This window comes from Paracoccus sp. 22332, from assembly GCF_052045125.1.
Lineage (GTDB): Bacteria > Pseudomonadota > Alphaproteobacteria > Rhodobacterales > Rhodobacteraceae > Paracoccus > Paracoccus haematequi_A.
In genome coordinates this window covers 44,133-56,137 of record NZ_JBQEOI010000009.1, presented here as the reverse complement: position 1 = coordinate 56,137, position 12,005 = coordinate 44,133, and the positions used below count along the sequence as shown (strand labels likewise).

At 63.5% G+C, this 12,005-nt stretch carries 23 protein-coding genes and 1 tRNA gene; 2 read left to right on the top strand and 22 right to left on the bottom strand.

Going from position 1 to position 12,005, the window contains the following annotated elements; genetic code table 11:
• The first annotated feature begins 53 nt into the window (after positions 1 to 53).
• Positions 54 to 143: transfer RNA gene (locus ACTJI6_RS12040), tRNA-Ser, on the top strand.
• A 144-nt stretch (positions 144 to 287) separates the two neighbouring features.
• Positions 288 to 1,580, top strand: a complete 1,293-nt coding sequence (locus ACTJI6_RS12035) for a tyrosine-type recombinase/integrase (protein WP_440801007.1) — start codon at positions 288 to 290, stop codon at positions 1,578 to 1,580.
• Between the two features lie 81 nt (positions 1,581 to 1,661).
• On the opposite strand, the gene ACTJI6_RS12030 is transcribed toward ACTJI6_RS12035, so the two are convergent.
• The 22 genes from ACTJI6_RS12030 to ACTJI6_RS11925 form a co-directional block, all read right to left on the bottom strand.
• Positions 1,662 to 1,982: a hypothetical protein gene (locus ACTJI6_RS12030; protein WP_440801006.1), complete on the bottom strand. Its 321-nt coding sequence runs from the start codon at positions 1,980 to 1,982 to the stop codon at positions 1,662 to 1,664.
• Positions 1,979 to 2,512, bottom strand: a complete 534-nt coding sequence (locus tag ACTJI6_RS12025) for a hypothetical protein (protein WP_440801005.1) — start codon at positions 2,510 to 2,512, stop codon at positions 1,979 to 1,981. The genes ACTJI6_RS12030 and ACTJI6_RS12025 overlap by 4 nt, the downstream gene beginning before the upstream one ends.
• Positions 2,509 to 2,916 carry a hypothetical protein gene (locus ACTJI6_RS12020; protein WP_440801004.1) on the bottom strand — a complete coding sequence of 136 codons (408 nt, stop codon included), beginning with the start codon at positions 2,914 to 2,916 and terminating at the stop codon, positions 2,509 to 2,511. The genes ACTJI6_RS12025 and ACTJI6_RS12020 overlap by 4 nt, the downstream gene beginning before the upstream one ends.
• Complete coding sequence (locus ACTJI6_RS12015; protein ID WP_440801003.1) at positions 2,913 to 3,077, bottom strand: hypothetical protein; 165 nt, start codon at positions 3,075 to 3,077, stop codon at positions 2,913 to 2,915. Before ACTJI6_RS12015 ends, ACTJI6_RS12020 begins: the two co-directional genes overlap by 4 nt.
• A complete protein-coding gene (locus ACTJI6_RS12010; RefSeq protein WP_440801001.1) occupies positions 3,077 to 3,820 on the bottom strand; it encodes a hypothetical protein in 744 nt (247 codons plus the stop codon). The genes ACTJI6_RS12015 and ACTJI6_RS12010 overlap by 1 nt, the downstream gene beginning before the upstream one ends.
• The gene (locus tag ACTJI6_RS12005; protein WP_440801000.1) at positions 3,813 to 4,067 is read right to left on the bottom strand and encodes a hypothetical protein; all 255 of its coding nucleotides are present in this window, start codon (positions 4,065 to 4,067) and stop codon (positions 3,813 to 3,815) included. The genes ACTJI6_RS12010 and ACTJI6_RS12005 overlap by 8 nt, the downstream gene beginning before the upstream one ends.
• Positions 4,064 to 4,669, bottom strand: a complete 606-nt coding sequence (locus ACTJI6_RS12000) for a hypothetical protein (RefSeq protein WP_440800999.1) — start codon at positions 4,667 to 4,669, stop codon at positions 4,064 to 4,066. Before ACTJI6_RS12000 ends, ACTJI6_RS12005 begins: the two co-directional genes overlap by 4 nt.
• Positions 4,662 to 5,096 carry a hypothetical protein gene (locus ACTJI6_RS11995; RefSeq protein WP_440800998.1) on the bottom strand — a complete coding sequence of 145 codons (435 nt, stop codon included), beginning with the start codon at positions 5,094 to 5,096 and terminating at the stop codon, positions 4,662 to 4,664. The genes ACTJI6_RS12000 and ACTJI6_RS11995 overlap by 8 nt, the downstream gene beginning before the upstream one ends.
• Positions 5,093 to 5,341, bottom strand: a complete 249-nt coding sequence (locus ACTJI6_RS11990) for a hypothetical protein (RefSeq protein ID WP_440800996.1) — start codon at positions 5,339 to 5,341, stop codon at positions 5,093 to 5,095. Before ACTJI6_RS11990 ends, ACTJI6_RS11995 begins: the two co-directional genes overlap by 4 nt.
• Before the next feature lie 67 nt (positions 5,342 to 5,408).
• Positions 5,409 to 5,786, bottom strand: coding sequence for a hypothetical protein (locus ACTJI6_RS11985; protein WP_440800994.1), 378 nt, complete (start codon positions 5,784 to 5,786; stop codon positions 5,409 to 5,411).
• A gap of 236 nt (positions 5,787 to 6,022) precedes the next feature.
• On the bottom strand, positions 6,023 to 6,247 hold the full coding sequence (locus tag ACTJI6_RS11980; protein ID WP_440800992.1) for a hypothetical protein: 225 nt from the start codon (positions 6,245 to 6,247) through the stop codon (positions 6,023 to 6,025).
• A gap of 103 nt (positions 6,248 to 6,350) precedes the next feature.
• On the bottom strand, positions 6,351 to 7,340 hold the full coding sequence (locus tag ACTJI6_RS11975; protein WP_440800991.1) for a DUF2303 family protein: 990 nt from the start codon (positions 7,338 to 7,340) through the stop codon (positions 6,351 to 6,353).
• Positions 7,341 to 7,346: 6 nt separating this feature from the next.
• Positions 7,347 to 7,709, bottom strand: a complete 363-nt coding sequence (locus ACTJI6_RS11970) for a hypothetical protein (protein WP_440800989.1) — start codon at positions 7,707 to 7,709, stop codon at positions 7,347 to 7,349.
• A gap of 73 nt (positions 7,710 to 7,782) precedes the next feature.
• Positions 7,783 to 9,048, bottom strand: a complete 1,266-nt coding sequence (locus ACTJI6_RS11965) for a recombinase RecT (protein WP_440800987.1) — start codon at positions 9,046 to 9,048, stop codon at positions 7,783 to 7,785.
• Positions 9,048 to 9,827 carry a hypothetical protein gene (locus ACTJI6_RS11960; RefSeq protein ID WP_440800985.1) on the bottom strand — a complete coding sequence of 260 codons (780 nt, stop codon included), beginning with the start codon at positions 9,825 to 9,827 and terminating at the stop codon, positions 9,048 to 9,050. The genes ACTJI6_RS11965 and ACTJI6_RS11960 overlap by 1 nt, the downstream gene beginning before the upstream one ends.
• Before the next feature lie 11 nt (positions 9,828 to 9,838).
• Positions 9,839 to 10,228 carry a hypothetical protein gene (locus ACTJI6_RS11955; RefSeq protein ID WP_440800984.1) on the bottom strand — a complete coding sequence of 130 codons (390 nt, stop codon included), beginning with the start codon at positions 10,226 to 10,228 and terminating at the stop codon, positions 9,839 to 9,841.
• Positions 10,228 to 10,434: a hypothetical protein gene (locus ACTJI6_RS11950; protein WP_440800982.1), complete on the bottom strand. Its 207-nt coding sequence runs from the start codon at positions 10,432 to 10,434 to the stop codon at positions 10,228 to 10,230. Before ACTJI6_RS11950 ends, ACTJI6_RS11955 begins: the two co-directional genes overlap by 1 nt.
• Positions 10,434 to 10,682, bottom strand: coding sequence for a hypothetical protein (locus ACTJI6_RS11945; RefSeq protein WP_440800980.1), 249 nt, complete (start codon positions 10,680 to 10,682; stop codon positions 10,434 to 10,436). Before ACTJI6_RS11945 ends, ACTJI6_RS11950 begins: the two co-directional genes overlap by 1 nt.
• Positions 10,679 to 10,984 (bottom strand): hypothetical protein, encoded by a 306-nt coding sequence (locus tag ACTJI6_RS11940; protein ID WP_440800979.1) that lies wholly within the window; start codon positions 10,982 to 10,984, stop codon positions 10,679 to 10,681. The genes ACTJI6_RS11945 and ACTJI6_RS11940 overlap by 4 nt, the downstream gene beginning before the upstream one ends.
• Positions 10,984 to 11,532, bottom strand: a complete 549-nt coding sequence (locus ACTJI6_RS11935; protein WP_440800977.1) for a hypothetical protein — start codon at positions 11,530 to 11,532, stop codon at positions 10,984 to 10,986. Before ACTJI6_RS11935 ends, ACTJI6_RS11940 begins: the two co-directional genes overlap by 1 nt.
• Complete coding sequence (locus tag ACTJI6_RS11930) at positions 11,532 to 11,774, bottom strand: hypothetical protein (protein WP_440800975.1); 243 nt, start codon at positions 11,772 to 11,774, stop codon at positions 11,532 to 11,534. The genes ACTJI6_RS11935 and ACTJI6_RS11930 overlap by 1 nt, the downstream gene beginning before the upstream one ends.
• Entirely contained in the window at positions 11,774 to 11,983 is a 210-nt protein-coding gene (locus ACTJI6_RS11925; RefSeq protein WP_440800973.1) for a hypothetical protein, read from the bottom strand. Before ACTJI6_RS11925 ends, ACTJI6_RS11930 begins: the two co-directional genes overlap by 1 nt.
• Positions 11,984 to 12,005: the final 22 nt, after the last annotated feature.

The window sequence follows — 12,005 nt, the reverse complement described above, 5'->3', positions numbered from 1 at the left end:
CTTGCGCTTCAACCCCCACCCCTCTAAATCCCCGCCTCACCACCCACAAGCGCGGAGAGGTGCCGGAGTGGTCGAACGGGGCGGTCTCGAAAACCGTTGAGCCTGCAAGGGTTCCGTGGGTTCGAATCCCACCCTCTCCGCCAACTTTGTTCCCCACAAAATCACGAAAGCCCAGCAAATGCTGGGGATTTTGCGAGAAACGGGCCGGATAATTCCGAAGCACAGCGAAAAATGGGGAACAAAATAGGGAACAAATTGCGCCATTTTCCGTCTTGCCGGTTCGTGTGATGGACGGCACATTCCCCGACATGGCGAAGCTGACTCCCCCCGTCCTGCGCGGCGACACTTGGTATCTCATAAGGCGAGTGCCGGGCCGGTATTCCCGGATCGACCCGCGCCAGAAGGTGCGGGTTTCGCTCGCCACGGACAGCCGCGAGGTCGCCGAGGCGAAGGCACCGATTGTCTGGCAGCAGCTCATCGAGGCATGGGAAGCCCGGCTTGCGGGCGACGTGGGCGATGCGCAGCAGCGGTTCGACGCGGCCAAGGACATCGCGCAGTCTCGGGGCTTCCGCTATCTGCCGGCCGCCCAGGTGGCCCGCCTGCCCATCGAGGAACTGGTTGCGCGGGTTGAGGCGTCCGTGGACAGCAAGGGCGCCGTCGATCCGGTCACAGCCGACGCGCTGCTGGGCACCGTCAAGGCCCCCGACCTGACGGTCAGCAAGGCGCTCGATCGGTTCTATGAGGTCGAGGCGGTCCGCGTGAAGGGCAAGAGCAAGGACCAGCTTCGCCGCCACAAGGCGCCCAGGCTGAAGGCCACGCGCAACTTCATCAAGGTCGTGGGCGACAAGCCCCTGGACCAGATCACCACGCGCGACCTGTTCGACTTCCGCCAGTGGTGGCAGCGGCGCGTGACGGCAGGCGAGGTCGAACCTGCTACCGCGAACAAGGATATGGTCTATCTGATGGCGATGTGGAAGCCCGTCGCCAGGGACGCGCAGATCATGCTGAAGATCAACACCGACGGCGTGATGTTCGATGAAGGGAAGAAGAAAACCCGCCCGCCCTTCTCGCCCGCCTGGATCAAGGACAAGCTGCTGCCCGGCATCGTCCGCATGAACGCCGAGGCGCGCGGCATCCTGGAAATCATGGTCAATACCGGCGCCCGGCCGTCCGAGATTTCCGCGCTGAACGCCCATACCATCGTCCTCGACGCCGACGTGCCGCACATCAGGATCATCGAGGAAGGCCGCACGCTGAAATCACAGTTCGCGGAAAGGGACATTCCCCTGGTCGGGGTCAGCCTGGAAGCGGCCCGACGCAACCCCGCAGGCTTCCCGACCTATGTGGACAATCCAGGTCTATCGGACACCATCAATAAATACCTGGAAGAAAACGGGCTGAAAGAAACGCCGCGGCACACCCTCTACAGCCTGCGTCACAGCTTCGAGTCGCGGATGCTGAAAGCCGATTTCCCGGAACGGTTGAAAGCCACGCTGATGGGCCACCGTTTGCAGCGCGAGAAATACGGGGAAGTCGATCTGGACCACGTTCGCGGATGGCTGCTCAAGATCGCAATCTAGCCGAAAGCGCCAAAGAACAACCCCGCAAAACGGCGCTGTTCTGCGGGGCACGGGCAGGTTTTCGGGCGCGGATCGTGCTTTCTATCGAGGGTTGTCCCGGCCCTCCTTGCTGCCCCGCTTAGCGTAGGGCTTGGACCGACCCCAACGCTCCCGATGCTTTTCAATGACCTGCACCACTCGTTGCGGGTCAATGCGCTCTTTCTTCTCTCCATTCATGCCGTCAACGAATAGCAGCCACCCATTGTCTCGGGTGTCGATGCGGATTGTCAGGTATTTCAGATCCCAATCGCTGCACCAAAATCCTTCGCCCTTAGCTTCTTCGATTAGGGCGATGAACTCCGGCAGCTTGTCGTGCCATTCGTTGAAGTCTGGTCCGTGCGAAGGCCATTTGTCCTGCGTCACGACTGGCCCTCCTTGCTGCCTCGGGCGGCGTCCAGCTTAAGTTCGCGGATGCCGTCACGGCAGGCTTTCGCGCCAAGGGCCATTTGGGGGATGCCGTATTCCTTGGCTTGATCCATGACGATCTGACAGGTCTGCTCTGCCGCCTTCCGCATCTGTTCGACAATCATCCGCGTTTCGTCTGCGGCTGCCGCAGCGCGGGCTTCCACCTCCACCCGCACCCGCTCTGCGATCAGCCGGTCTAGCGCGGCGGATGCGTCGGTGGGTGGCTGCAAGTCGCGGATATTGTCGGCAAGAGCCTGCATCATCTCGCCATGTTGCCGGGGTGCCGTTTCCCATCCTCGTTCCGTCTCATTCGCCGCCGCATCGCGTCCCTCGATCCAGGCTGCGGCTGCGCGGGCGTCGGCAAGGTCGCGGCGCTCGTAGTCCTGGTATTCCCACCACCGTTCAGGCTTCTCGCCAATGGCTTCTGCGGCATAGTGCAGCCAGATCCGCTCAGGCGCTTGCGTGTTGATCTTAGGTGTGTCTGTCATGGCTGATGTCCTTTGGCGATGCCTTCGCGGATTTCTCTCGCGCCCCACGATGTTTCCATAATGCTGATCGCGCTGCGGATGGTCCTGGCGGCTTGCTGATAGGGGATGCCGTCAAGTGCCCCGTTGTTCTTGTCGAACCAGTCAGCCTCCTTCGCCAGAAAAGCGGTTACGCTGCGGATCGCCGCCTCTGCCACCGCATCGGGGGCGGTCGAAACTCCGGTTTGATCCTGCGGGGCACTTCCAACTTTAGGTCCGGAAAGTTGAAGGTCGTCGGGCTGCTCGGTCTGGGCATCGAGGATGGCGAGGACTTCGGACTTCTTCACTAGAGGATCAGTGATTGGCCCGAAAAGTCGAAGCGTATGAACTTTGTTACGGGCCTCGCGCAGGGTGCTGGTGTCGGTCATCGGGAAATCTCCACGCGGAACAATGATAGCGGCCCCTCGGCCATGACGATCCGGCCAGTGAAACGTTCCTGCCAGCGGCAGACGGATTTACCGGAAACCTTGTCGGTGAAATGATAGCCGAGGAACTTCATCGGCAGGACATAGGCTAGGACGCGGCGCATCACCCTTCCTCCCCGTGACTGCCATCGGCGGGCTGGGCGAGGGCGGCGCGAAGGGCGTCATTGCGGGCAAAGGCGGCTCGGGCGCGAGTGCCACCATCCTCTTGCAGCGCGTGGCGTCCAGCATCCCCTCCGCTATGGATCAATCGGGCAAGTCGCGCTTGGTCGCCATACCATTCAAGCGCCTCGTTGACGCGGGCCAGTTCCTTCCGCAGCCGCGCCAGTTCGGCGGCTTGGGCTTCCAGCGCGTCGGCGGCGCGGTCCGGCAGCAGGTCTTGATGCATCTCGGCATCAGCGCGCAGTTCCGCTACCAGCCGCGCCACATCATCCAGCACGGCAGGGACCGGTGCGGGGTGGGCGGGCGACCACTGGTGCGGTTGAGCACCGACGATGCGACGCAGTTCAGCCATTTCGTCGCTATCAGGGTGCGATCCGTGCGCGCCGGGGTCGAGCAGGTCGTGCATCGCATCATCGTAGAGTTCGAGGATGCGGCGGGCCGCAGTCGCCACCGGCTCCTGTTCCTCGGGCGACGGGGCGGGGATCAGGGCGCTGCGGATGCGGGCCTCAACAGCGAGGGCAACGGCTTCGACAGCCTCCAATGTCGTGAGCCTACCGTAATCACCTGCTTCGTTACGGAGACTTTCAAGGAGTTCAAAGTCGAGCGTCCACCCGAGATTGGTTGCCGTGTCTCTCTTAAGCAGCGGCTTCACGGCCACCTGCGCGGGGGTGGTGGGTTGGTCAGTCATGGGGGTGGTCCTCGAAAAGCGGCATCCCTGCGGCTGCCTGTTGCTTCGCCTTCTTGGTCTTGGGCTGGTAGCCGAACGGCACCAGGTAATCGCGGCGCGCGGCCTGCCATGCTTTCTGCGGCCAGCTCATGCACCAGCCCGGCTTGGCAGCGTCCACGACGCGCTTGCGTTCGTGCAGGGGCGCGTCGGCGGGAAGGTTGCGCGTTGCCTGCGCGATGATCGCAGCGGCTTCCTGGCGCCAGGTCACGTCGCCCCCTCCCCGCTGTCAGGCTGCGACAGGGCGGCGCGGGCGCGACGGAAATCGCCATGCGTGAGGTAAATCCATCCCACGGTCAGATCATCAGGCAAAGGCTTGCCAAAATAGTCGCAATCCATCCGCCCCTCGTTGGTGTGCATGTATTCGGCGAACGGGCGCAGCGCCGCCCGCATCTCCGCCTCACGGGCGCGGAGGGCGGACAGGTCGGCGCGCAGGGCCAGGTTCTCGGCGGCAAGCTGCGGGGCGAGGGCGATGTCCGAGAGCATCGCACAGGCGTCATCCAGGTCCGCGACCTCGACCGTCAGTGTCGGCCCATCATAATCGCTGTCCAGCCCGAAAACGTCGCCGCCTTCATGGCCGATGCTATAGCGGACCACAGGATGCCGGGCCGTGCTGATCGTCCCGACCACGCCGCTGTCCATGTCGAGATCCATCAGGTGATGATCGGTGCCGCAGTTCGGGCAGGCTTGGCAGGGTTCGCCGTCTACGGCGCAGTTCCGGCCTTCCAGATCGTCCTCGGACCAGTCCGTCATGCAGTTGTTGCAGCGCACTGTCGGCAGCCGCAGGGCGTCCGTGTCTATGGGGTCAGGCATCATCGCTCCCCTCCGTGGCAGAGGGGCGGGCGGCGATCTTCGTCTGATACCAGTCCGCTAATTCCGCTTCCATGAAAGCGCGAATGCCCGGTGCTTCCATGCGGGCGATGTGGAGGATCGGGGCAATGTGGTCGCTGAAATACAGGCTGGAACCATCATGCCAGCACGGCCCTTTCAGCAGCCAGCAATGATCATGCGACGGCTGGCTTTCGCCATACTGTGATTTCCGCCAGTGACATTCGATGCCACCATAGAAATCCTCGTGCATGATTGCCTTGCTTTCGGCGGTGTGAGCCTGTGCCCAGATATGGACGCCGCCGTCTGGGCCAACGACTGACCACGTAAAGCGCGGGGCATCAGCTTTCTTGTCGCTGCGCTCGAATGCGAAGGTCAGCCCCGCCCCTCCGGTGTTGCTCTGGGCGGTCATGCTGAACCGCCTTCCGGGGTGGCGGATACCTCACCATCTGCGAGCCGCCGCATGTCCGCGAGTGCATCAGACGATGTGTCGTAAAACCGAGCCGGATTGATCTTGTAGCCGCTGGCCTCGTAAATCTTCATCGCGGCCAGTTCGGTGTTGAAAAACCGCTCAAGCGCATAGCCCGCTTCTCCGGCCAAATGGACGACCCAACCGGCCCGGCAATGCGTGGTTTCGCAGGTGTGCCAGGATCCCATATCAAGCGCACCCTCGGCGCTGACCGCAGCTAACACTGCGCTGTGGATGTTCTCGATCTTCGGCGTTTCAGGGACTGTAAGGGCACCTGTTTTGCCCGAGCAGCCCGAGCAGCCCGAGCAGCCCGAGCAGCCCGAGCAGTCCGAGCAGCGCGAGCAGCCCGAGCAGTACGAGCAGTCCGAGCAGTCCGAGCAGTCCGAGCAGTCCGAGCAGTCCGAGCAGTCCGAGCAGTCCGAGCAGTCCGAGCAGTCCGAGCAGTACAAGCAGTCCGAGCAGTACGAGCAGTCCGAGCAGTACGAGCAGTCCGAGCAGTACGAGCAGTCCGAGCAGTACGAGCAGTACGAGCAGTACGAGCAGTCCGAGCAGTACGAGCAGTCCGAGCAGTCCGAGCAGCCCGAGCAGCCCGAGCAGTACGAGCAGCGCGAGCAGTCCGAGCAGTTGATGCAATTCCTGCACCCCTTGAGGCTGTTCAACGCCCGTTCAGCCGCATCTTTGTTGCCGAAATACGTGACCGAGCAGCGGTTGCCGTTCGTATCGCTGACCCATTCGCCAGCATCGTCCCAGGTTATGTCACTCATGGTCTTATTCCTTCGGATATGTCGGGTGGGGGTCAGCGCAGCAGGTGCGCCGGTTGTCGGAAAAGCGGGCGGCGTCGGCCTCAAGGGCGCGCATCATGTCTCGGTTCATGCTGCTTCCTTTGCGTTCATGAAGGCTTCCAGGGTGCTGCGGGCCGCGATGGTGCGGCGTGCGCGGGTGACGGGGTTCGGGTCGGCCAGGGCCTCGGCCAAGGCGATTTCCGCCTCGATGCGCTCGAAGGCGTCGGCATAGTCCAGGTTCTCGATCAGCCGCTCCGCGATGATCTGCTGCGCGGCTTGCAGGCGGGCGAGGGAAACAGGATGCGCGGTCATCGGTCTTGTCCTTGGAGGGTGTTAGGTGCGCCCGGCCCAGGGATGAGGGGATGGCCGGGCGCGTGCCGCGCGCAGGGAGGATGAGGGCGCGCGGTGTCTGGTGTTATCTGGCGCCGATTTCCGGCGTGCCAATCAGAAGCGGGACGTTGGTTCCTTCGTGTGCGATCGTCAGCGCCTCACGAGCTGCGTCACGCAGCGCGGCGTCGGGGTTGTAGAGGGTGGCGAAGAACTTCACGTCCTGGCCCGCCTTGCGGTAGCGGAAGCGCACGGCCAGCCGATAAAGAGCGCCTTCCTCGAAAACCGGAATTGCGATCATGAACAAGTTGGGCAGGCGCAGCGGTTGACCGTCCGGTCCGCGATGCTCGTCCAGGAACTGAACCTGCGTTTCGCCCGTGTCGCGGTTGGTCGTCACCTGCAGGTGTCCGGTTTCATGCACGCGGAACTCACGCGACAAGGCGGCGAGTGCGGCATACTGGCCGAAGCGTCCTTGGATCTTGGCGGCAACGTCGATCATCCGCTGTTCCCAAGGGGTCGGATCCCCTGCCCCCATGCCCAGCAAGGCGGGAGTCGGATCGAGGAAGTCCTTTGCATTTTCCTCGATGAACTCGCCGAACTCGTCTTTCGAAAGAGGCTGGCCGCTGATGGCGTTCCAGCGTTTCCATTCCTGCGACACAGGGAAGGTATAGAGGGCGGTGTGGCGGCCGTAGTTCGCGGTTGGGTCGCCCATGTCAGGCGAAACCGTGAAAGCGCCCTCGCCGTGATAGTCGATGACCGACACCAGCTTCGGGGTGGGATGAAGCTGACCGAACAGCACCGTTTCCTTGCCTTTGAAGCGGTTGGTCCACTCGATGATGCTATCCAGGTCGTCCAGCTTGGCTTGGCCGGTGCGCTGCATCGGCTTGAGTGCCTGGGCGGCCTTGCGGTGCTGCTCGGTCAGATCATGGATGCGGATGCCGTCGGGGGCGGCGATCAGGAACGGAGCATCGGGGGCTTTGGCGTCAGGCTGGACGACAACCTGGAACTCGCCCGTGTGGCGGAATTCCTCGATGATGGTTTCAGCGATGTTCTTGGGTGCTTCGATAGTCACAGTCATGTCTCCTTAGTCGGCTGCGCGCAGTTCGCGGCGGCCTTCGCCTGCGTCGCGGATTTCCATGCGGGATTGGGCGGGGTTGTGGGTGGTCAGGCCGCCCGTTCCCGTGACCCAGCCGACGGCCTTGTGCTTCGGCGGCTTGGGACCAACGATCTTGTCCTCAATCGCCATTTCCATCTGGCCGAAGCGATCAAGCCGCATGTCGATGGTGATGGTGATCTTGCCCTTGGCGCCGGTCGAAAAGTCCTGCGCGAACTGGCGCATTTCGACGTTGTTTGCCTCTATGCGCGACAGCAGGTCGGGCAGATAGTCGCCGTTGTCCGCAAGCGACAGCATCTGGTCCAGACTTCTTAGCTCTGGGGTATGGGACACGCTCTTTCCTTTCTGTGAGCAGTTGCCGTTATGGATGGCCGCCCGCGTGGGGCGGCTCACCACAAAGGCGGGATCAGCCCTGTTGCTTGGCTGCGCGGATCTCGGCCACCAAGGCGTCATGCGCTTTCGCGTCCGACTTCTTGATGATGCCAAGCTGGTTCTCGTAGGCCGCGATGGTGGATTCAGCCGACGCGCCGTCGTGCATGTCGTTCAGCGCCCATTCGCGGACCCGCTCGACCAAGGCCCCGATTTCGGGATCCGCGGCGTGGGCTGTCTCGCCTTCAAGCGCCAAGGCCGGGGCTTCTTCCTGCTTCGGCTTGGCGGTGCGGGTCTGGCGCTTCGCGGGTTCCTCGCGCGGCGTCTCGGCCCGTTCCGGCTCGCGCTGCTGCTCGATGGTCTGTTCGGTCCCGCGCCGGTCCTCGATCCGGGTCACTTCGCCGGTTTCGGCATCGACCTGTTCGCCCGCATAAGGCACCCCGTCTTCGTCGCCGTTCTGCGAAACGGCTTCGATTTCGGCCATGCCGTGCGTGGGGTTCAGGGCAAAGGCGCCATAGTCGGCGCGGGCTCCGTCCAACTGAACCGCATCCTGGAACTCGACGGACAGCGGCAGATACTTGGCCAAGGCACGGATGGCGGTCTTCTTTGCCATTTCGTCCTCATGCGCCTTCCACGGGCTTTTGTCGGTGCCACCCATGCGAACGGCGGTTTTCCAGCCTTCCGAATTGTCACGGATCCGCATGACATGCGCCCAGGGCAGCACGACATAAGCGTGCCCGCCGTCGCGGAACTTGGCGATGGCATAGGCGTGCAGCTTCTGACCTTCGAGGTTGCCAGGACGATGGCGCAACGTGGCCTCGGTCCCTTCCTCGTATTCCCAGAGGTCATCGTCGGAATAGTGGATATTCGCGGAGATGCTGGTGATGTGGCCTGACCGGCGGGCTAGGTCGATCAGCCCCTTGTATCCGACGATAAGCTGAACATTGGTCCCGACCGTTTCCCAGCGTCCGGTTTCCCTGTTCTTCTGCTTCTTATCGAAGGGGATGAGATAGGCGTGGCCCAGCACCGTGTTCGGTTCCAGACCCAAGCTGGCGCATTGCATCAGGGCGCCAAGAAGGGACATTGGCTCGCAATCGGCCAGCTTCGGCGTGACGCGGATCGCGTTGGCGATCAGGCGCATCATGCGCTCGGGCTTCATGTGAGAGGCGGCGACTGCGGCAAGCTGGCCTTTAGCCATGTCGTTGACCAGCAGTTCACGGACGTTGCCCACCTGACGCAGCGGCTTGGCGGCGATGCTGTTGGGCGCGGTCGGGGCGGGGCGAAGGGCGGTTGTCGTGTTCATTACACAGCTTTCTGTTCGGTGGTGAAAGTGATGCCGGCGATCTGGTCGGCGCCGTCCTTGCTGCGGCGCTCGGCCTCGGCCAGTTGCAGCAAGAGGGTGTCGAGCTTGGCGCGGTGTTCGGGGTTCTTGGACAGCACGACAAACGCCTTGGTGCGGGCCACGTCCTCGGGTAGTTCCGGGTCGAAATGCGCGGTGTAGTAGGTCCGCATGGCGACGGTGCGGGCGCCGCCCGTGGCGCTTTCCAGGCGGGCGACAACCGGCTTGGCGGCGGCCTTCGCGGCCTTCTCTGCCGCCGCTGCGGCTTCCTCGGCGGCGGCTTCGCCGATCACATCGTTGCGGCGGGCGGCTTCCTCGGCCGCGCGGCGGGATTCCTCGGCCACGCGACGAGCCTCGGCCTCACGCTCGCGGCGTTCTTCGTCCAGGCGACGCTGTTGCTCGCGTTGATAGGCAGTCATCAGGGCCGACAGCCGGTCGGCCAGCTTGGTCAGCGGAGCAGAAAGCGCCTTGTAGGCATCATCGACAGCCTTGGCGGCGTCCATGTGCGGCTGCTTGGCGGCCTTGCGTTCGTCCTCGATGGACTTGACGGCCTTCTTGACCTGGGCGGTGAAATCGACCGCCTTTTGGGCGCGTTCCTCGGTGTCGATCGCACCGAGATCCAGCCATGTCCCGCCCGTCTCGGCGAGAGCCGACACGCGGCCTTTCAGTTCCAGGAACTTGGCTTCGTCATAGGGGGCGACGGCGCCGCTGTTGTGGCCGATGAGGCCGTGTTGATCGTCCATGTCAGTTTCCTTTACGGGGCGATGGGGGCCATTGCGGCCAGATCAAGGCGCGCGTGGGTCGCGGCCATTTCTTCGATGCGGCTCTGGACGCCGATCAGCGCGTCATAGTCCTCGGACGTGATCGGCCGAAAATAGGTCCAGTTGCGGTGGATCCAGGCGGGGCGCTTGGGCTGGCCGTTACAGATCGCGGCCAGCGTCTCGGGTTCGGTCAGATCGCCCGTTTCCGGGTCAATGCTCTGTTCCAGCCAGACGGCGACACCCACCCAGGGACCGCCGCGCACGATGCGGGTCTTGTAGAAGCCGCATTGCGGATCGTCCTCGTGCCGGGCCGGGCGCAGGCCCGCCAGCGTCTCGCGCCACCAGCGGTAAGCCTCGGCTTCTGTGGTTGGGCGCCGGATCATCAGACCAGCCCGTTCTTCTCGGCCAGCCAGACCGGGACATGCACGACATGCGACGAGCGCACGGCAAATTCGTCCTCGATGGTGACTTGGCTCTTTGGAAGCCAGACGCTATCGCGGCGCGCGCCCGTGGCCGAAAGGCAGTATGCCTTGTCGGTTTCGTTCATCACCTTCATGTCGATGGCGACGGTTTCAGCTTGGTCACGCATTACGCGGCCTCCTTGATTGCGATGAATGCTGCGGCCTGTTGTTCCCAGGCCAACACGGGCTGCTCGAACAGCACGCAGTCGCGGCGCCCGAAGCTGACGACATCGCCCTTCACCCGGATCAGGCGCAGGGCAAGCGTCCGTTCGTCCTCGGTGACGACCACAAAGGTTGCCTCGCGCGGCTCGCTACCATGGAAGCCCTGCCACTGGACCGGCATCGTGAACTCGGTGTTGCGGATCGACAGGTTCATTTTGGATCCCCGTTCTCGTCCAGGTCGGGGGTCATGGCGGCGGCGGATTGCTTCATCGCCTCGGCATTGTGGCGATGGAGGGCTGCACGGTCATATTCGCCAAGATCATTGCGGATCGACCACATCAGGGCGATCAGGGCGCAGACGATGACGGCGATCAGGGCCAGTAGCCCGGTAATAATCCAATGCCAGCCAAGGGCTGCACTGATAGCGGCGGCGGCAATCAGCAGCGCGGCACAGATGATCCATTCGGACCAGACACCAGCGGCGGTTTTGCGCCAAGATAAGACACGGCGAAACATCATACCCATCCATTCTGATGCGGCGCGGTGCCGCGTTCTGCGGTGAACCAGTCGCCAAAGCGGCCCATTGCGGCCCAAACCTTGCGGGCGAACAGGAGGCCTATGGCGGCCAGCAGGAAGGCCCCTGCCCCGGCCTCGACGGACACCGGCGCGGGCTGCGGCACCGGATTGACCGGCGGCACAACCACGACCGTTCCCGGCGGCGTCGTGCCGTCGCAGCAGTCGATGATCGGCGGGAAGAAGGGATTGCCGCCCGGCGTGAAACCGGGGATCAGCGGGCCGGGGATCGGCCCTGCCAGCGATGCGGCGGTGATCTGCGGCGCGGCGTCGGCGGGCGCCGTAGGCCAGAGGACATCACCCCAAGCATAACCGGCGGCCGGGGCTTCCCACTTCGCCAAATAAGCCACATCAGCATCGGCGGTCGGCAACCACATAGGGCAATCCAACCGGGGGCCGATGTAGTCTGCGGGTTGATACGCGGGCCGAAAGCCGTATCCGATCAGGTGCATGACCGGAGCGTCGTCACCGTAAGGATGGACGGTTGCCATTACGCACCGCCTTTCGGGGCGCAGCGCCACAGATAGATCATGAAGTGCAGCGAACGCGCGATATGGGACACGCCGCTGCCGTCGAGCCAGTAGAACCGGCCCCTTGCCCCTACAGAGAGAATGGCGCGCTTGAGGCCGTCCTTGCTGTAAGGGACATGTTCCAGATCGCCTTCGGCATTGGTCCAGTAGATGATCTGCTTGTGCCCGTAGCGGGCGCGGCGGCGGAGGGTTGCAAGGTCCATTACAGCATCCCCCCGCCCCAGGCGATCAGGGCGCAGAGCAGCGGGATGCCATAGACCATCGCCGCATACATCAGCAGGAAGGCGATACAGCCACAGATGGCGACAGCGGCCAGCAGAAGCGCGGTTTCGGCGCGATCATCCTGCGGCGCAGGCGGTTCCGGGTTGTCGTGGCCGCCCAGGCGCGCGGCATAGATGGTTTCGTCGTCCATCGAGGGCGTTCCTCCATTCGGC